This window comes from Halomonas sp. 7T (assembly GCF_025643255.1).
In the GTDB taxonomy this organism is placed as follows: domain Bacteria; phylum Pseudomonadota; class Gammaproteobacteria; order Pseudomonadales; family Halomonadaceae; genus Vreelandella.
The window spans coordinates 681925-701879 of sequence record NZ_CP087112.1 but is presented as its reverse complement, the minus strand read 5'-3'; the positions used below and the strand labels follow the sequence as shown (position 1 = coordinate 701879).

The 19955-nt window shown below is 51.9% G+C and carries 14 protein-coding genes; 4 read left to right on the top strand and 10 right to left on the bottom strand.

Translation table 11 applies throughout. From position 1 onward, the window contains the following. Positions 1–5: 5 nt before the first annotated feature. The 7 genes from LOS15_RS03210 to LOS15_RS03180 form a co-directional block, all read right to left on the bottom strand. Positions 6–1946 (bottom strand): hypothetical protein, encoded by a 1941-nt coding sequence (locus LOS15_RS03210; RefSeq protein ID WP_263068070.1) that lies wholly within the window; start codon positions 1944–1946, stop codon positions 6–8. Positions 1947–2082: 136 nt separating this feature from the next. After that, positions 2083–3231, bottom strand: coding sequence for a glycosyltransferase family 4 protein (locus LOS15_RS03205; protein ID WP_263068068.1), 1149 nt, complete (start codon positions 3229–3231; stop codon positions 2083–2085). Positions 3232–3246: 15 nt separating this feature from the next. Continuing rightward, positions 3247–4686 carry a mannose-1-phosphate guanylyltransferase/mannose-6-phosphate isomerase gene (locus LOS15_RS03200; protein ID WP_263068066.1) on the bottom strand — a complete coding sequence of 480 codons (1440 nt, stop codon included), beginning with the start codon at positions 4684–4686 and terminating at the stop codon, positions 3247–3249. 79 nt (positions 4687–4765) lie between these two features. Beyond that, entirely contained in the window at positions 4766–6142 is a 1377-nt protein-coding gene (locus LOS15_RS03195) for an undecaprenyl-phosphate glucose phosphotransferase (RefSeq protein WP_263068064.1), read from the bottom strand. Between the two features lie 9 nt (positions 6143–6151). Continuing rightward, positions 6152–7606 carry a TolC family outer membrane protein gene (locus tag LOS15_RS03190; protein WP_263068063.1) on the bottom strand — a complete coding sequence of 485 codons (1455 nt, stop codon included), beginning with the start codon at positions 7604–7606 and terminating at the stop codon, positions 6152–6154. Beyond that, a complete protein-coding gene (locus LOS15_RS03185) occupies positions 7606–8985 on the bottom strand; it encodes an HlyD family type I secretion periplasmic adaptor subunit (protein WP_263068061.1) in 1380 nt (459 codons plus the stop codon). The genes LOS15_RS03190 and LOS15_RS03185 overlap by 1 nt, the downstream gene beginning before the upstream one ends. 1 nt (position 8986) lies before the next feature. After that, the gene (locus LOS15_RS03180) at positions 8987–10753 is read right to left on the bottom strand and encodes a type I secretion system permease/ATPase (RefSeq protein WP_263068060.1); all 1767 of its coding nucleotides are present in this window, start codon (positions 10751–10753) and stop codon (positions 8987–8989) included. Positions 10754–10956: 203 nt separating this feature from the next. On the opposite strand from LOS15_RS03180, the gene rfaH reads away from it, so the two are divergent. The 3 genes from rfaH (at position 10957) to LOS15_RS03165 (ending at position 14242) form a co-directional block, all read left to right on the top strand. After that, a complete protein-coding gene (gene rfaH / locus LOS15_RS03175; protein ID WP_263068059.1) occupies positions 10957–11490 on the top strand; it encodes a transcription/translation regulatory transformer protein RfaH in 534 nt (177 codons plus the stop codon). A 22-nt stretch (positions 11491–11512) separates the two neighbouring features. Further along, positions 11513–12679: a nucleotide sugar dehydrogenase gene (locus tag LOS15_RS03170; protein ID WP_263068057.1), complete on the top strand. Its 1167-nt coding sequence runs from the start codon at positions 11513–11515 to the stop codon at positions 12677–12679. A 123-nt stretch (positions 12680–12802) separates the two neighbouring features. Continuing rightward, complete coding sequence (locus LOS15_RS03165) at positions 12803–14242, top strand: phosphomannomutase (protein WP_317629628.1); 1440 nt, start codon at positions 12803–12805, stop codon at positions 14240–14242. A 107-nt stretch (positions 14243–14349) separates the two neighbouring features. On the opposite strand, the gene glyA is transcribed toward LOS15_RS03165, so the two are convergent. The 3 genes from glyA to LOS15_RS03150 form a co-directional block, all read right to left on the bottom strand. Next, positions 14350–15615 carry a serine hydroxymethyltransferase gene (glyA, locus tag LOS15_RS03160; protein ID WP_263068055.1) on the bottom strand — a complete coding sequence of 422 codons (1266 nt, stop codon included), beginning with the start codon at positions 15613–15615 and terminating at the stop codon, positions 14350–14352. A 196-nt stretch (positions 15616–15811) separates the two neighbouring features. Continuing rightward, positions 15812–18376: an ABC transporter permease gene (locus LOS15_RS03155; protein WP_263068054.1), complete on the bottom strand. Its 2565-nt coding sequence runs from the start codon at positions 18374–18376 to the stop codon at positions 15812–15814. Continuing rightward, positions 18369–19193 (bottom strand): ABC transporter ATP-binding protein, encoded by an 825-nt coding sequence (locus LOS15_RS03150; protein WP_263068052.1) that lies wholly within the window; start codon positions 19191–19193, stop codon positions 18369–18371. The genes LOS15_RS03155 and LOS15_RS03150 overlap by 8 nt, the downstream gene beginning before the upstream one ends. Between LOS15_RS03150 and LOS15_RS03145 the strand changes: the two genes are divergently transcribed. Beyond that, positions 19192–19953 carry an arylesterase gene (locus LOS15_RS03145; protein WP_263068051.1) on the top strand — a complete coding sequence of 254 codons (762 nt, stop codon included), beginning with the start codon at positions 19192–19194 and terminating at the stop codon, positions 19951–19953. The genes LOS15_RS03150 and LOS15_RS03145 overlap by 2 nt on opposite strands. Positions 19954–19955 lie beyond the last annotated feature (2 nt).

Genomic DNA, 19955 nt, shown 5'->3' with positions numbered 1-19955 from the left:
TCTGGCTACTCCACCAATTCAAGTAAACGAAGTCCTAAGGCAAGCTGCCTAGTATCACCGCCTTCCCCTGGATAACTAGGATCTCTGAGGAATTGATAATCTAGACGCACTTTAACCTCTTCTTTTCCTATGTGTTCCCGCACATCAATGTGACGAAGGCAGCAGTTCGCAGAATCCTCTTCTGGGAAAAACCAGCGTCGCTGAAGTTCACCCTCCACCCATACAGCAACTTCCTGTTCCGCAATAGACGGGCCGAAGTAAACACTAAAATGAAGCACTAACGCTGACACGTTTGCCAATTCTGGATCAGAAAGATCTAATATTAAGCTTGATGACTCTCCATCGCTCCACACTCCCCAAGACTCAATACTGGACCAACCGCTACCTAATACCTCATACCCTACACTGCGCATATTCCCTACTTTCACGAAACCTGGGTCAGCAAGAGGTAAATAAAAAGGGTTGCGTATCGCATCTTGCTCAGTGGCCAAAGCGTCTCCACAGTGGCCCGATGAACGCAAATGATTCATATACTCTAGCCAGTACAACTGCGGCTGAGCATAATCATGGAGGGCTACTAACTGCTGAGGGTCAATCGTATTAATAAATCCTGCACGTATAACCGCAGCAGAAGGCAGTTCACATGCAAGCTGGCTTGCCGCCTCCCATGGTTGGGAGCGCTGTGCCATGCTATTGGCAGTACGCTGATTTGAGGCGTGGTTTAACCCTGCCGTCAAGGCTAGTAAGGCAGCTAATACAGGAGCCACTTTACGCCTAGGACGTTTAATCAACAATAATCCAGCACAGCAATATAGTAGAACGCCAACCCCTAAAAAAGACGTTCGGCTATCTAGGTAACCACAGCTATTGAACTCAAGGCACCACTGCTGCTGACGAGAGGTGGCTGCTAGCGGAAACGCCATATATAGCATGAAAAATGCCGTCACTAATAACGTAATAATAGCTTGTTTACGACTAGGAAGTGGCATACGTAACAGCAAGTACCAAGCCGCTGCGAATGTTGTTAATGACACTAGTAATGTCATACCCCATGTGGCTAGCGTCATTTCCGGTAGAGATAAATGATAAAAAGATAGACCTGACAGCACATGATAAACAGAGGTCAAAAAGAAGCGTTCAAGATTAGGCAGACCATCAATACTGTTACCTTCATATTGCGACGGATATCCCCATAGAAACAGCAAATAAATTGCCATAACCAGGGCCACTAACAGTGTATCGGCCAGAAGCTTTGGGCCACATACCGATATTCCTAAAAATTTTCGCTGATTTCCTGAAGATGTTGCGGCATGGTTTAAATGCTCTATTGCTATAAGTGCGGTCGCTAAAAGAATTACATACTCACTGACCAGCATCGCTATTCCTTGTATAACATAAAGAATAGCAACCAGTGGTGTCGGAGCTTGGCTTTGCGTGACTAACCACAGCCGCACGGCCAAGACTAATAGAAATGGTACGGTGTTTTGCAGTGGGTAGGCATTCGGTGGCATATGCTCGTATGCGAGCGGGTGCAAAGCGAGCATTCCCAGCAACATAAATGCAGTAACACGCCATGCCCCAGCAGCCAATAGACGACTAGCATAACAAGCTATCAGTACCATGACGCCAAAATAGCCGAGCACCATCAAAAGCCGAGTCAACCAATTACCTGCCCAGTAGGCACCTAACGCATTCAGTGGCGTCATGAAGAAGTGGCCAATACGCCCCGTCAAGTAAGCAAATTCTCGTGCGGCTTCCCACACATGGTCCAAGCCACGCCAAGCATATTGTAAAAACATCGCGTCATCAGCCGTTAGCCGATAACCCGCCGTAAAAAGTACTAATTGGATAATAAGCAGCATAGCCAACGCTGCGCTTATACCGTACTTACTTACGTCTTTCTTATGACAAAGCGTTTGTTCCCTATCGCCTAAAACCTTCACCAAGATTAATCCTTTATTAATAGTTTTGTCGCTATAGAAATCTTGCTAAAACATCGCACCCTATTTTCGGGCTTAATTTTCGTGCTGAACTACTCAACCTTTAAAAAATTGTCTATCTTCACCGTTGAGTAAGCCTCCATCAATCTGGCTTACAAGGAGGCATATCATTAGCTAAGGCAGTTACGTGCTTTCTAACCAGGGCTTGCAGTGCCTGGGTAAAATTAGAGGTCGCAAACTGCTGTGCCGTTTGTTTACACACTTCAGGGGAGAATGCTGCCTCATCTTCACGTTTATGTGCTTCAAATTGTTGAACACACTTTGTCAGTGCTGCACTTGTTTGCTCTTCAACCCACAAACCTGAAACATGGTTTTGAATTGTCTCAGCTAAGCCACCTACACCATATCCAATTACTGGCGCTCCTGCAGCTTGGGCTTCAACCGGTAGGATGCCAAAATCCTCTTCTGCCATAAACACAAAAGCCTGCGACCGCTCTAGATAGTCTGTTAAAACATCATCCGGTTGGTATCCCAGCAGCGTAACGTTTGGCCCTGCTAAGGCTTTTAGCTTGGCGTAGTCTGGGCCATCGCCAATCACAATGAGCCTGCGCTCGGGCATCTGGTTAAAAGCTTCAATTACTAAGTCTATGCGTTTATAGGGCACCATACGGGAAGCTGTTAGATAAAATGATTCCCGAGGGCGGTCATGGCGAAACTTATCCACGTCGACGGGCGGATAGATAACCTCTGCCTCGCGCCTGTAAAACGTTCCAATGCGCTGCTTAATATAGTGCGAAATAGCAATAAAGTGATCGACTCGCTGAGCGCTAAGGTAATCCCATTGGCGCAACCGGTGTAACTGCCAGCGCATTAGCCAGCTAACAGGGCCACGAGCATTACCGGACTGGCGCAAGTATTGATGCTGCATATCCCAGGCGTAGCGCATGGGACTATAGCAGTAGCAAATATGCACCGCGCTAGGATCAGAAATCACTCCTTTAGCGACGGCGTGACTACTGGAAAGAATTAGGTCGAAGCCTTTTAAATCGAACTGCTCCACGGCTAAAGGCATTAACGGCAAATAGCGCCGATAATGTTTACGCGCACCGGGCAGCTTTTGGATAAAGCTGGTATGAATGGTGCGCCCCTTTAAACAGGGTATCTCATCTGAAGGCAGAAAATTGACTGTCGTGAAGACTTCCGCCTGGGGGTAACAAGCGAGCAATTCGGCCAGCGCTTTTTCAGCGCCAGCCCAAGTGGTCAGCCAGTCGTGAACGATGGCGACTTTCATGAATCCCTCTGGCTCCTATTCGCGTCCGTATTCGTCGTTATAACGGACGATATCATCTTCCCCTAAATAGGAGCCTGTTTGCACTTCAATCAAATGAAGCGGTATTACCCCCGGGTTTTCAAGACGATGAACGGTACCAAGCGGTATATAGGTCGACTCATCTTCTGAGAGTAAGAAACTTCTGAGCTTACTCAGATCGCCATGCCCTTCTCCTTGGGTGACCCTTGCTGTGCCCTGAACCACCACCCAGTGTTCGGCGCGGTGGTGGTGCATCTGCAGTGATAGCTTAGCACCGGGCTTCACGACAATTTCCTTCACTTGAAAACTGTCAGTTAATACCATGGTGTGATAATTACCCCAGGGACGATAAACGCGCTGGTGCGACTGTGACTCTTTACGTCCGGCGGCTTTGAGCGCGTTGACAATCAGCTTGATATCTTGAGCTTGATGTCGGTCAGCGACTAGGAGTGCGTCGTCAGTTTCCACAATTACTAAATTGTTAACACCCACTGCAGCGACTAACCGCGATTCGCTGTGAATTAGACTATTACGGGTATTATGGAGCATGACATCGCCATGAATAGCGTTGCCGTTCTCTTCATCATCACTGGCTTTCAGTTCGTGCAACGCATCCCATGCGCCGATGTCGCTCCAACCGGGCGCCATAGGAACAACAGCAGCCTCTTTTGTATGCTCCATTACGGCGTAGTCAATGGACTCAGTACGGCATTCAGCGAACGTTACTTGGTCAACCCGTAGAAAATAGAGATCTTCACTACGCTTGGCATAGGCACGCTCGCAAACTTCTAAAATATCAGGTGCATACTGGCGTAGTGCCTCTAGGTAAGCGCTGGCCTTAAACAGAAAAATACCGCTATTCCAAAGGTAGTCGCCGCTGGCCAAGTAGCTTTCAGCACGGGCTTGGTCCGGCTTTTCTACAAATGCATCAACGTTGTAACCAGCCCCTTGCGGCTCTCCGCGCTTAATATAGCCATAACCGGTATTAGCCGTGTTAGGCGTAATACCAAAGGTGACTAACTTACCACAGCGCGTCAGTTCACTCCCTTTGGCCACCGCCTCAGCAAAGGCTACTTCATCTTTGATGACATGATCCGCAGGCATCACGAGCAGCTCTGCTTCTGCGCTAGCGCTGCAAGCCGACAGCGCGGCGAGGGCAAGCGCAGGTGCAGTGTTACGTCCACACGGCTCTAAAATAATTTGCGCGTTTTCGAAGCCGATTTGATGCATCTGTTCGGCAACCAGAAAGCGATGCTCTTCGTTGCATACAACAATCGGCGCACCGGTATTTTCAACGTTTTCAAGACGCTGAGCCGCCTCTTGCAACAGGCTGCAGTCGTCTTTATGTAAATTTAAGAACTGCTTCGGGTAATGCTCACGAGAGACGGGCCATAGGCGTGAACCAGAACCCCCAGATAAAATCACGGGTAAAATCATTCTTCCTCCTTGAGATAAGTCATTGGTTAACGCCAACCATCCCAATCTTTAAATGCCATCGCTTTTTAACTTTACTTGACTAAGGCTGGCCATTAACAAAGCCTCTGGTTAGCGTCATCATAAGAATCTTTAAATCAAACCCTAACGACCAGCGCTCTATGTAGTACAAGTCGTACTCAACTCGCTTTTCCATCAGCTTGACATTATCCGTAATGCCCCGCAGGCCGTTCACCTGCGCCCATCCTGTCATGCCCGGCTTCACACGGTGCCGTTGCATATAAATATCAATATGGTCTTTGTAGTGATCGTTATGATCCATTGCGTGGGGTCTTGGGCCGACGAGCGACATGCGGCCTTGTAGGACGTTATATAACTGTGGAAGTTCGTCTAAACTGGTTCGCCGCAGAAAGTGGCCCAGTGGCGTAATACGCGCATCGCCGTAAGCAGCCTGCTGTGTTGTTTCACTATTGTGCAGCTGCATGGTTCTGAATTTGTAAATTTTAAAACGTTTACCATCGAGGCCATGGCGTTCCTGTTTAAAGAGCACGGGGCCGCCCATTTGCCAACGAATCGCAATGGCAATACCCAACATGACAGGTGTAAAAAAAACAAAAAGCAGCAAACCAAGCAGGCGGTCTTCAAGCGCTTTGATAAGCCGCATAGGGCCATTGAGGGGCGTGTAGTTTAGCTCTAACGAGTACAGGCCGGCGACTTGAGTAATTCGGTGATTTAACAAGCGTATATCCGGCAAATCTGGAAAAAAGCGGATGCTGGTCGGTATTCCGGCTAACAAACGCATCAAGTGACGAACACGGTTTCCTTGAACCAGGGGATATCCCAGCCAAATTTCGTCAAACTCGCGCTGAAAAGTACTAGCTTTAGCAAAAGCCGCCATTTTATGAAAAAACGCGGTGTTCTCTTCATCAATGTGATGCCCCACAATGATGTAACCCGCGTGCGGTATATCCATTACCTTTTTTTCTAGCAGTGCAATATTTTCTTTTTTACCAATTAAAAGCACCCGTTTTAAGTTACGCCCCTTGGCACGAAGGCGTTTCAAATAACTATAAAGGGCTGCGCGCATTACGCATCCCACGAGTAAAACCGCCAGCGCAGATGTCCCCATCCATAGGCGAGAGAAGCTTTGAGTCTCTTTCAATAACACCATTAATAAGCTAAGCAGGCCAATAGTCGCCAACCAAGCCACAGTGTACATGCCCAACATGGTGTACAAGCTGCGCCCTCGCCAGGGCTGATAGAGGCCGATAAGCTCGCCTACGGCCGGTAGCAGCAGACTGCCTATCAGAATTAGAAACAGGTAGTCGTTGCCGTTTTGCTCAACATTGGGCATCAGCCAAAGCACAACCAGTGCCACCGCAGTTGCAATACCCGCGTCGAAACAACGCATGGCACGTCGCAGCCATTCGCTACCTTGGCTTGCTCTTATAACAGCCATCGTACGTCGTTACCGAGCGATCTGAGCTGATGCGGACATTGACGCAAGCAGCGTCATCATTCGCTCTAGATGCTGACTTTCTAGGTTACCCACCGCAGTGTGCAGCGCAAGCATATCCAGTGCGTAGTTACCCACCGTGTCGACATATTGAATACGCTGGTCGTAGAGACTCGCTCTCGCATCTAGCACGTCGACTAGGTCTCGTAAGCCCAACTGCTCTCCACGCTCTGCGGCTTCTAAAAACAGCTGGCTGGACTCAATCGCTTGACTCAGCGCTTGCAGGCGGCGCTCTCCACCCTTTAGCGAGCGCATACGTTGGCGTACTTCTTGGGTAGCAAGATTGCGTTCGTTATCCACAGCCGCCATGCTTGCTTCGATACGGCGTTCACCTTGGCGAACACTTGCATTGGTGTACCCACCACGGTAAATCGGTACGCTTAGCTCTACGCTTGCACGGTAATCTTCACTCTCTCGAAGCTCATCATCGCTGGCACGGTCTGAATAGCTAACGTTTAAATTTAGCTCAGGGTAATAGCCTGATCGCCTGACGCTTGTATCAGCTTTCGTAACCTGTTGCTGCTCCGTCGCTAACAGTACGTTGAGGTTTTGATTCGTGCGTGCAATCCAGGTATCAGGATCGCCCAAGTTGCTATCGAGTGTTACTGTTCTGAGCTCTCCAGGCGCGGTACTCTGAAAGCCTGGCATTACGCCTGTTAAGCGCTCTAGTTCACTAAGCGCATTGTCTAGCTCGTTTTCAGCCTCAACCGCATCCGATACAGCTTGGTCGTAGCGTGACTGCGCTTCAAGCAGATCTACTCGATTGCCTACACCTAAATCAAATGCACGGCTAGCTTGACGAACCTGTAAATCTAGCGAGTCTTGCTGGGCCTCCAATAAGCCTAGTCTTTGCGCCGCTAAATACGCTTTGATGTACGCTTCGCTGACCTTTAGTGCAAGCTCTTGCTCGACTACGGCAAGCTCTAGTTCCGCGGCACTCACCTGGGCTCCTGCCACATCCATTTTCCGCCAGCGCTCCAAGCTGAACAAAGGCTGCTGCAGCTGCACTTGCCACACAGTTTCATCTATTTCACCTGGGCGCGTCGCTTCCTGATCCAAACCAAAATCATCGGGAGACGTTTGAATATTGGTGGAGTCTTGCCAAAGATAGCTACCTGAGGCGCTAATTTGCGGCAAAAGCTGCGAACGCGCCATGGGAACCTCTTCACGCGTTGCCTCTAGCTCAAAACGTTGCCGGGATAGATCAGCATCATGGCGCAGTGCCCGGGCAAACAGCTCAGGCAGCGACGGTAACGTATGCGCGTTAGACTCACTGTTCGCTAACGCTTGTAACTCTGTGAGCGCCTGCTCATCGGCAGGCACATCACTTTGTGCTTGTAGCGGCTGGCTCAGTACAGAGATAGCCACTACCAACGCGCTAAGGGTAAAGCTTGGCGTCCTTGTCATTAATCCTCCCGAATAGCGCGAGCAAGCATATCTGTTACTGGCTTAGCTATGTAGCTGGCAAACGTGCGTTCACCGGTACGAATCATTACTTCCGCAGGCATACCTGACAGTAGCTGCATTTGCTCTGTCATATCTTGTTGCCCTTCTTCAGTCACCCTGATTCGTGCTTTATAGTAGCGCTGCCCCGTTGCCTCGTCTTCAAAGCTGTCAGCGCTTAAGTGAATAATCTCACCATCAATAATATTAGTAAGACGCTGATTAAAGGCAGAAAAGCGAATTTCTGCAAGCTGCCCGATAAATAGATTATCAATGTCGCGAGTAGGCACTCGTGCTTCCACTACAAAACCGTCGTTGGAAGGCACAACTTCCATGATGGGGTCGCCTGGACGAACAACGGCGCCGATGGTATGCACTTGTCGGCCCACAACCGTGCCGGAAACAGGTGCATAAATCATGGTACGGTTTACTTGATCCGTTAACGACGTAATGCGCTCTTCAGACTCAGCAATTTGCGCCTGGGCATTGCGCAGCTGCTCACCTACCTCAGCTTGAAACTCTTGGATAGTCGTTTCTTTTTGCATGCGGTTTTCGCTAATTTGCGAACGCAGCTGAGCAATATTGGCTTGAAACTCAGCATTGTCACCTTCGTACTGCAGTACTTGGCGCTCAAGCTCCCGTAAGCGCTGGTTATCACCAAGCCCTTCCCGATACAACGAACGGAAGTCTTCGGCTTCTGAACGTAACGAGCTAATACGTTGGTTGTTGACGCGAATACGCGATTCCAGCCCTTCAATTTGCTCCTGCATTTGGATAATTTGCTGATCCATTGCATTCAGCGTGCCTTGCAAGGACTGACGGCGGGCAACAAATAAACTCTGCTGAACAGCGGCTACTTGCTGAATTCTTTCGTTGTCTACGCTCATTAGCTCTTCAGGCATTTCAAGCGTATCGGTACCTTGTTGCTCTGCCAGCAACCGTACTTCCATTGCGCGATTTATAAAATATTGCGATTGAGCAATTTCTAGCTGAGAGCGCACCTGCGTATCACTGAGGATCACTAATGGCTGACCCGCTTCTACTTTGTCGCCGTCTTGTACAAGCAGTTCGCGGACAATGCCGCCCTCTAGGTGCTGAACCGTGCGCTTGAAAGACTCCATGGATACGTTGCCTGGAGCAACGACCGCTACGGCTAATGAAGCCGTGACAGACCAAAGCACGAATCCACCAAGGGCAATACCAAGAATAGCGTAACCTAGCTTTCGATAGCCTTTATCACTGGTAGGCAGTGCTTCATGAGCTTCGCCGTCAATAGTGGCTGGCCCTTGTGGTGTGATATCTATTTCACTTTTTGTGGGAAGCTGATCTTTGTCTTGACTCATGTTACGACTCCTCGCTGCCATTACCAGCGCCTCGACCACCCGCAATTGCTGATAGGCGTGCTGCGTTTTGCTGATTAACTTGGGGCCGCGGTTTTTTAGCAAATTGCGCGAGTACTTGGTCACGCGGGCCGAACATACTGACTTGGCCTTCTTTCATCACCAAGAGCTTGTCCATGGTTTTTAGCACGCTTGTACGATGGCTGATAACAAACAGCGTCGTGCCTTCGGCCTTCAAGTGAGCTATCGCTTGCCCTAACGCCTTTTCTCCCGCGTCGTCCAAGTTGGCATTCGGCTCATCAAGCACAACAAGCACAGGGTTACCATAAAGTGCACGCGCTAAGCCGAGACGCTGACGTTGTCCACCTGATAGCGCTCCACTTGTGGAAGAAATGATAGTGTCATAGCCATCGGATAGTTCTAGCACCATTTCATGAACACCGGCTTTTTTAGCAGCGGTGACTACTTTTTGCGGGTCGATATCGCCAAAGCGAGCAATATTTTCGCTAATGCTGCCATCAAAAAGCTCAATATCCTGGGGCAAATAACCTATATAAGGCCCCAGCTCGTCGCGGTTGTACTGATTAATTTCACCGCCATCAAGCCGTACATCCCCAACCTGGGTGGGCCATATGCCCAACAGCACGCGTGCCAGCGTAGACTTGCCGGCAGCACTGGGCCCGATAATTCCTACGTGCTCACCTTTTGCAACGCTGAAGTTAATACCGCGGATGGTTGCCATACGCGTACCGGGAGGCGCTGCAGCCACATTTTCAACGTCAATAATCCCTTGCGGTGAAGGTAGCGACATGCGGCGCTGCTCATCAGGAATTTGTGTGAGAAGTTCATTCAAACGTCCATAGGCACCACGTGCAGAAACGAAGCCCTTCCAGCCACCAATCATTTGGTCAATAGGTGCCAAGGCGCGCCCCATGATAATTGAGCCCGCAATCATCATACCTGGGGTCATATCCCCCCTAAGTACAAGCAGTGCACCTAGCCCTAAAATCATCGACTGAAACAGCAGCCGCATCACCTTTGAGGCGTTCGTAAGCGCGCCGGCACGATCACTCGCTTGGGATTGCTTAGCGAGGAATTCATGATGACGTTTTGACCAGCGCCCCATAATACCTGGCAGCATGCCCATGGCATGTAGCACTTCAGCGTTTCTCAAATTTGAATTTGCTAAATTCTGGGCTTGAATTTGTTCGCTGCTGGCTTCTGCCAATAGCGTTTTTGTCGACTTTTCATTGGCAACCGCCAATGCAAAAAGAATGATACCGGCGCAGGTAGCGAATACGCCTAGCCATGGGTGAAAAATAAACAAAATACCTAGATAAATAGGCACCCAGGGCGCATCAAAGAAAGCAAACAGGCCGTTACCGGTCAAAAACTGTCGTAGACTGGTAAGGTCATTCAGCGGCTGGGCGCTCTGCGTACCTTGAGCAACCAAGCTACGGCGAAACATCGCGCTATATAAACGTTGGTTAATCGTGGTGTCGAGTTTGTTACCAACCCTGACCAGCATTCTTGAGCGCACCAGCTCTAGACCGCCCATTATCATAAATAGAAACACCACCACTAAGGTGAGCATGATAAGGGTATCGAGGCTTTGGGTGGTGAGTACGCGATCGTATACTTGGAGCATATACATCGGGGGTACCAGCATGAGCAGGTTAACAAACATGCTGAAAAAGCCCACCGATATAAACGAACCCTTGCACGCGCTTAATGCTCGCTGCAGATCCGTTGCTTCCTGTTGCTTTGCCATGAAGGGGTCACCGTTGAATCGAAGAAATCACACATATGTTAATCGCGGCAGCATAACAGATGTGCTCTACACGCGGTAGGTCGCACTGCCACCCTAGCGCTCTGCCCCTCTATCAATCTATCTTCCTGTCAAACTACCCCTCTGCTGGAACGCTATATACTGCTAACCTAATCAGTTAAACGTAAAGCAACGGATTGAGCGCAATGGAGCACAAGCAAACAAGGGCGTGTTGGTACGTGATTCAGTGCAAAGGCGGTGAATCTTTCCGTGCTGCTGAAAACCTTGAAAACCAGGGGTTTGAAATATTTCACCCGACGCTTCGGCTGCGCAAAAAGCGCCAAGGCAGCCTGTGCTGGGTTACCGAGCCACTCTTTCCTTTTTATCTATTTATTAGGCTTAACCAAGCCACCAGCAACTGGGGGCCTATCCGCTCAACGCGCGGTGTAGCGAAGCTGGTAAGCTTTGGCCATGTCCCCGCGCAGGTACCCGATGATCTAATCTCTTCGCTTCAGAGCCAACATAACCTTGCTGCCCTCCATACCGCTGAAGCTCCCCTTATCAAGCCTGGCGAGACGGTGTCGATTGCAGAAGGGCCTTTTTCTGGCAGAGAAGCTGTTTTCAGCCAAGCGCTATTCAATCAAAAAAGTGGCGAAAAACGCGCCATGCTGCTCATTGAACTGTTAAATCGAACACAGCATATTAGCGTTCCCATGGATCACCTTTCACTGAAAGATTAATCAACTCTCCTAGGTTTGAAACATGAAAATTGCTGTCGCTGGAACCGGCTACGTTGGCCTTTCCAATGCCATGCTGCTGGCTCAGCACCATGAAGTGGTTGCGTTTGATATCGTGCCTGAGAAAGTAGCGATGCTGAATAAGCGCCTTTCACCTATCGAAGATGCAGAAATCTCAGCTTTTTTACAGAAAGATGGACTACATTTTCATGCCACGCTTGCGCCTGAGGTGGCTTACGCCGACGCTGATTTTGTAATTATCGCCACCCCAACGGATTACGATCCTGAAACCAACACCTTTGATACCTCAAGTGTTGAGACGGTCATTCAACAGGTAATGGCGACTAACCCCCAGGCAGTGATGGTGATTAAATCCACCGTACCGGTGGGCTATACCGTTGAGGCAAGCCAGCGCTTCGGCACTGAGAACCTGATCTTTTCTCCGGAGTTTTTACGCGAAGGCAAAGCGCTTTACGATAACCTGCACCCGTCGCGCATTGTGGTGGGCGAACATTCGCCCCGTGCACAGCAGTTTGCTGAGCTATTGGCCCAGGGCGCGATCAAGCAGAATGTTCCTGTCCTGCTTACCAATAGCACCGAGGCAGAAGCCATTAAGCTATTTGCCAACACCTACCTGGCCATGCGCGTCGCTTACTTTAATGAGCTGGACACCTACGCCGAAACCCATGGGCTAGATACCCGGCAAATTATTGAAGGCGTGGGCCTGGACCCGCGCATCGGCAAACACTACAACAACCCAAGCTTTGGCTATGGGGGCTACTGCCTTCCCAAAGACACTAAGCAGCTACTGGCCAACTATCACGATGTACCTAACAACATGATCCAAGCCGTGGTGGAGGCTAACCGCACCCGGAAGGATTTCATTGCCAAAAGCATTATTAAGCGTAACCCGCAGGTAGTCGGCGTATACCGGCTCATTATGAAAACGGGGTCTGACAACTTCCGCGCAAGCGCCATGCAGGGTGTGATGAAGCGCATCAAAGCCAGGGGCATTAAAGTCGTGGTGTATGAGCCGGTATTGGAGCAGAGCGAGTTTTACGGCTCGGCCGTCATCAATGATCTAGCCGCCTTTAAAAAGCTGTGCGATGTAGTGCTAACCAACCGTATGACGGAAGAGCTGCGAGATATTGAAGAGAAGGTTTACACGCGAGATCTGTTTGGGAGCGATTGAGCGCTACTTAGTCAATTATTTATTACATAGTTTCCAGACAGTACCGCGTTCATCACCACAAGTACTGCATAGCGCTTACCTTCTAGGGTATTAAACTCGCTACATCTTTTAGTCAGGAGAAATATGTTGAACTCAGTACGTTCTACGACCGTTATTATCGACGAAAGCGGCATAGCCTTTGGAACCAGCGGTGCACGTGGCTTGGTCGAGCAGTTTTCGGATGAAGTGTGTGCAGCGTTTACCGTAGCATTTATTACAGCGATGCAGGCATCGTTTAACGTTGAACGTATTGCGCTAGGCATGGACCGCCGCCCAAGCAGCCCAGCCATGGCGGCGGCCTGCACCAGTGCCGCACGTGCGCTGGGCGTTAAGGTAGACGATTACGGTGTACTGCCCACCCCTGCTTTGGCGCTACAGGCCATGGCGGAGAGCATCCCCTGTATAATGATTACCGGCAGTCATATCCCCTTTGATCGCAACGGCATTAAGTTTTACCGTCCAGACGGTGAGATTACCAAAGCTGACGAAACGGCTATTTTGAAGGCTCAAGCGGCGATGCCTTCCTTACCCGCACCGGAACGCAGCGCTGTCTCTGAGGCGGCTAATCAGGCGTACTCAACACGATTTACCTCGTGGTTTTCCGGTCAGCCCTTGAAAGATTGGCGAATAGGCCTTTACCAACACTCAGCCTCTGGACGTGATTTAAGCGCGCATATTTTAAGCGAGCTGGGTGCAGACGTGGTGGTATTGGGGCGCAGTGAGGCGTTTGTGCCGGTTGATACAGAAGCGGTCAGTGAAGAAGATCAGGCTCAAGGGCGTGCTTGGGCAAAGCAGCATAAGTTACACGCGCTATTCTCTACCGATGGAGATGGTGACCGCCCTTTACTTGGCGATGAGACAGGCACCTGGCAGCGTGGCGACATTGTGGGGTTGCTATGCGCTCGTGCGTTAAACATTGAAGCACTTGCGGTTCCCGTTAGCTGTAATACAGCGATTGAAACTTGCGGCGCCTTCCAAGCAGTGGAACGAACCCGCATTGGCTCTCCGTATGTATTGGAAAGCATGGCTTCTTTAACCAAGCGTTTTGAGCGGGTAGCAGGATTTGAGGCGAATGGCGGGTTTCTGCTGGCGAGCACATTGGAAAAAGAGGGCCGCCGATTAACTGCTCTTCCTACCCGCGATGCATTGTTGCCTGCGCTAACGCTGATGGTCGTCGCCGCTGAACGAGGCATAGCCCTTTCACGGCTTTTTGCCGAGCTGCCTGCCCGTTACACTGCCAGCGACCGGCTGAAGAGTTTTCCCACTGAGAAAAGCCATGCCTTACTAACAAAATGGGAAGCTTCACCTGAGCTTTTGCAGCAAGCGCTAGGATTAGACGCCTCCATTGTGCATATAGATAATACAGATGGCCTTAGGGCGACTCTTGAAAATGGCGATATTATTCATTTGCGGCCTTCCGGCAACGCCCCGGAGCTACGCTGCTACTGTGAATCGGATGAGCAGAACAAAGCCTTGTCATTAGTACAGCAGTGCATGAATGCGCTAGCCACGCTAACGCTTTAAATTAGCCAGCATAAATTAGCCAACAAAAAACGGGCACCCTTTTCAGGGCACCCGTTTTCTGGGCTTTCCTTAGCCTAGGAGAAACTAATTAGGCTACACGCTTTGGTTTATTTATAAACCGGGTAGCGGCCACATACGGCAGCGACTTTATCCAGCACCTGGGCTTCGATGCTGCTGGTATCTTCGCCTTTGGCGAGGACATCAAGAATATCGCAGATCCAGCCGGCTAGTTGGGTGCACTCTTCTTCACCGAAGCCACGCGTGGTGACTGCAGGCGTACCGATGCGCAGGCCAGACGTGACGAACGGGCTTTGCGGGTCGTTGGGCACGGCGTTTTTGTTAACGGTGATGTGAGCACGGCCAAGGGCGGCATCCGCATCTTTACCGGTCACGCCTTGTTTAATTAGCGAGAGTAGGAACAGGTGGTCTTCGGTGCCGCCGGAAACGATGTCGTAACCGCGATCGATAAACACTTTCGCCATGGCTTGGGCGTTTTTAACGACCTGCTGCTGATAGGTTTTGAAGCCTGGCTCCATCGCCTCTTTAAAGCAAATGGCTTTCGCGGCGATGACGTGCATCAAGGGGCCGCCCTGGCCACCGGGGAACACGGCAGACTGTAGCTTTTTCTCGATCTCTGGGTTGTTTTCCGCCGAGAGAATCACGCCGCTACGCGGGCCACGCAGGGTTTTATGCGTGGTAGACGTGACCACGTGAGCATGGGGCAGCGGGCTTGGGTAAACACCGGCAGCTACCAAACCTGATACGTGGGCCATATCAACCAGTAAGTAAGCGCCTACTTCGTCGGCGATTTCGCGAAACTTCGCCCAGTCAACAATTTGTGAATAGGCTGAAAAACCGGCGATGATCATTTTCGGCTTATGCTCACGGGCAAGCTGGGCCACCTGATCGTAGTCGATAAAGCCCTGTTCATTCAGCCCGTACTGGATGGCGTTGTAGTGCTTGCCAGAGAAGTTAGGCTTGGCACCGTGCGTTAGGTGGCCGCCCGCGTCCAGGCTCATGCCTAGGATGGTGTCACCCGGCGTCACCAGCGCTTGGAATACTGCGCTGTTTGCCTGGGAGCCCGAGTGAGGCTGAACGTTAACGTAGGTGGCACCAAATAGCTCTTTGGCGTAGTCGATGGCGAGGTTTTCGGCGATATCGACGAACTCGCAGCCGCCATAGTAGCGCTTGCCAGGATAGCCTTCGGCGTATTTGTTGGTCAGCTGGCTGCCCTGGGCTTCCAGTACGCGGGGGCTGGCGTAGTTTTCAGAAGCAATGAGTTCGATGTGGGCTTCTTGGCGTGCAACTTCTTTCTGCATCGCATCAAAAAGCGCGTCATCGAATCCGGCAATTGTCATGTCGCGGCTGAACATCGGCGAGAACCTCGTAACGAAACGATCATCATGGGAGAAGCGAGGGCGCTATCATAACGCAGCCTGACGCGACTTTCATCGCATACGCATCAGGTGTTGCATGAGTATGTTTCATGTTACAGGCGCCCCGCGGGCTGACCAAATGGACAGCATTGCGTCTTGATCTGTTTATCTCCATGGCTATTTATCTCCATGACTATGCCTCGCCTAACAGCCCTAAGCTGGCTGCGGGAGCTTGGCGCCTTAGGCTGGCGGAGAGCGCGTGGCCGATAACGCCAATCAGCAGCGCGCCCCCTATCGGTAGTATGAACCAAAGCCCTACGTGCAGGCGTGGAGTTAAATCCAGCCAGTAGAGGTAAAGCGCGGCGGTGGCTAGCTCCGCCAGCACTGCTCCCATTAAACCGCTGGCAAACCCTAACAGTGCATATTCAGCCCCCTGCACGCGGGAAATCATCTTAGTGCCTGCGCCAAACACCCGCAGCAAGCCGCTTTCGTGGGCGCGCACCGGCCTACTTGCTGTTAGAGCAGCATAGAGCACGCTGATGCCTGCCAGTAACACGAGTGCTAACACCAGCTCTATGGCTCGGGTCACTTGCGTGAGCACTTCGCGTACTTGGCCTAATATGGCGTCCACATTGAGCAGCGAGACGCCGGGGAAATCGCTCACCAACTGACGTATTAACCCTTGCTCAACGTCTGGCAAATGGAAAGCGGTGATATAGCTATGCCCATAAGACTCCAGGACGCCCGGTGGAAAAATAACGAAGAAATTGGGGGTAAAGCTGTCCCAATTGAGGCTGCGCAAGCTTTCGATACGGGTGGCAATGGTATCGCTGCCGATCGAGAACGTTAGCTCGTCGCCAATGCTTAACCCTAACCGTTGGGCGAGCCCGTCTTCCATGGAGATCGGCACCATCGCGTCTCTTCCAGCGGGGGTGGCTTCTACTTCGTTCATAAAGCCTTGTGGCTCGTCTTGCGCTGCAAACCACTGCCCAGCCACGACTTGATTACCTGGAGGAACATCGGCTTGCCACGTGAGATTTAGTTCGCGGCGTAGTGAGTTATCACCTCGGGCATCTGGCGGTACGGCGTCCCGCGGAGGTTGCCCATTAATGCCGGTAATACGCCCGCGCACCATAGGATACAGCGTGCTTTGGGTGTCTACTCGGGGAGCCACGGCCTCTTCAAAGGCGTCGCGTTCGCCGGGCTGTATGTTAATCGCAAAGTAGTTGGGGGTGTCGTCGGGTAGCTGATCTTGCCAAGTCGTCAGCAGGTCGCCTCGCACCAGTACAATCATCGCCATGGCAAAGAACGTTACCGAAAAGGCCAGCAGCTGCCCTAAGCCTGCCTGCTTGCGCCGTGCTAGCTGCCGCCCCCCTAAACGAAACGCTTGGGACCATACACTGCCCCCCGAAAGGCGCTGTATCACTTTGAGAAGGCCATTTAGTAGCATCGAGCTGACTAACCAAAGCACGCCCAACAGCGCAGCGCCGCCCATCAGCAGCGCAACCGCTAGCGGCAAGCTGCCGGAGTAGAGCCACAGCAGACCGCCAAACACAATGCTTGCAACACCCACCACCAACCATGCTGATGGCGGCAGTGGGTCCAGCTCGCGGCGCAGTACTTTAAGCGCACTCACTTGTTTAATGCGCAATAGCGTTGGGCCCGCAAACCCTACCAACACCGCCAGCGCAGTAAAAATGCCAAGCCAAAGCGGCATGATGCCGGGGGGCGGGAGCGTCATTGGTAAAAAGCTGGTGAGTAGCCAAAGCAGCACGGCTTGACCGACCAACCCCAACAGCGCTCCAACCGCCGACGCTGCCAGCGCTAGCCCCAATAGCTGCAGGGAAAAAATCGTCACAAGTTGGTACTGGCTCGCCCCAAAACAGCGCAGCAGTGCGGCGGTATCCAGGTGGCGTTCCACGTAGCGGCGGGTTGACATCGCTACCGCCACCCCAGCCAGCAGCACGGCGGCTAACCCAGCAAGACCAAGATAGCTTTCGGCACGCTGAAGGGCATTACCTAATTGGGGCCGGTCTACCCGCACATCGCGCACGTCCACGCCGTCCCTTCTCAGCTCGGCCAGTAGCGTTTGTACTTCTGCCAATGCGGCGGGCGGCCCCGCCGCCAGTAGCTCAAACTCAATACGCGAACCTGGCTGCACTAAACCGGTATCTTCCAGGTCAGCGGTATGTAGCATCAAACGTGGGTTGAAGCTGCCAAAGCCGCCGGACTGGTCGGCTTCGCGCTCAATAATGCCGCTAATGGTGAGTTCGGTTTGGCCGACTTGGACGCGGTCGCCTAGCTCTATGTTAATTAGCTGAGCCAACCGGGGGTCGGCCCAGGCTTCTCCTGGCGGCGGCCCAGAGGCAATTTGCTCTACTCCGTTTCCGCGATCCACATGGGAAACGCCGTAGTGAGGGTACACGTCGTCAACCGCTTTCAAACTTGCCGGTTGGAAGCGCTCACCCCGGCTAATCATCGATACGAGATCTACCTGATCACTCAGCGTAAAGCCGGCTTGTTCTAGCGTTGCGCGCAGCTCTTCAGAGAACGGCTCGCGCTGTTCGAGCACCAGATCGCCGCCCAGCATTTGGCCCGCCTGACGCTCTAAGCCACGCTCTAGCCGGTCGAGAAAGAAAGCAATCATGGTTGACGCCGCTACCGCCAGCATAAGTGCAATAAACAGCGCCCGCACATCGGATGCTCGCAGGTCTCGTTTTAGGCTGCGGGCAGCAAGACGCCAGTTAAGATCACTCATTGCCACCCCCGTTGATGAGGGTTGGCTCAAAAGGCTCCAACTTGCCATTGGCGAGCCGCAGGCAGCGGTCGCAGCGCTTGGCAAGCGCGTGATCATGGGTGACGAGAATCAGCGTGGTACCCGCTTCGCGGTTAAGCGTGAATAGCAGGTCAATAATTTGTGCGCCGGTATCAGGGTCTAGGTTGCCGGTAGGCTCATCGGCAAATACCAGCTCTGGGTCGGTCACGAAGGCGCGAGCAATCGCCACCCGCTGCTGTTCCCCCCCAGAGAGCTGTTTAGGCAGATGCCCTGTGCGCTCCCCCAGCCCGACCCGATCAAGCCAGTGAGCAGCGGTACTATCGCCGCCTGCACGCGGAGATAGCTCTAGGGGCAAGAGCACGTTTTCAAGCGCGCTTAACGTAGGCAGCAGTTGAAAGTTTTGAAACACAAACCCGACGCGCCCTGCCCGCAGGGCCGCCCTGCCATCTTCGTCTAAGCGGCTTAATGGCTGCCCAAAAAGCGTTAATTCGCCATCGCTTGGGGTATCAAGACCTGCTAGAAGCCCTAAGAGCGTTGATTTACCGGCACCGCTTTTGCCAAGAATAGCCACGCTCTCTCCTGCCGCCACGCTTAAGGAAAGGTCGTGTAAGATAGTTAATGCGCGCTCACCGCTGATTACCTGCTTCGAAAGCTTTTCAGCCAGCAGCACAGGCGCGCTCGCGTCGCCACTAGGAACCTTATGAGTAGACGTAGTGTCGGTGGAAGGCGAGGTTTTAGGCGAGTGCGCAGTCGCGTCATCGGCTGGCAGCGTAGACATTGAGTCAGAGGAGTAAGGCATGAAGCGTGGCATCCCTGTAGCGTGGCAGAAACTAGCATTTCAAAAACGAGCGTGGCAGAAACTGGCATGGCGAAACCTGAACCGTATGGTAACCGGTGGGGTACTGGCACTGATAGTCACCTTCGGCACCTCATCACTCAACGCAGACCAAGCTTCTGTTCATTCAGACCCTGCTCACCAAGGCCCTACTCTGCTTGTGATGGGCGACAGCCTTAGCGCCGCGTATGGCATAGAGCAGGAACAGGGCTGGGTAGCACTGCTGGAAGAGCGTCTTGAAGGCCAGGCAACGGTGGTTAATGCCAGCATCAGTGGCGAAACCACTTCCGGAGGTGCACAGCGGTTCGCCGATATCATCGGACAGCGACAGCCTGATATCGTTCTATTGGAACTAGGGGGCAACGATGGCCTGCGCGGTTTAGCGCCTAACCAGATGCGTGCCAACCTCGCCCGCATGATTGAACAAAGCCAGCAAGCCGATGCGGATGTTCTGCTGCTTGGCATTGATATACCGCCTAACTATGGCCAGGCCTACCGGGATGCGTTTACCGGTGTTTTTCATTCGCTAGCCGATGAATACGATATTCCGCTGGTGCCTTTTTTGCTGGAGGACATCGCCCTCAATAACCAGCTAATGCAAAGCGACGGCATTCACCCCACCGCCGAGGCACAGCCGATTATTCTAGAGAACGTATGGCCGACGCTTGAGCCGCTGCTTTCTGAGCGCGCATCAGAAATAGCATTGCAGACCTCGGCTCAGTAGCA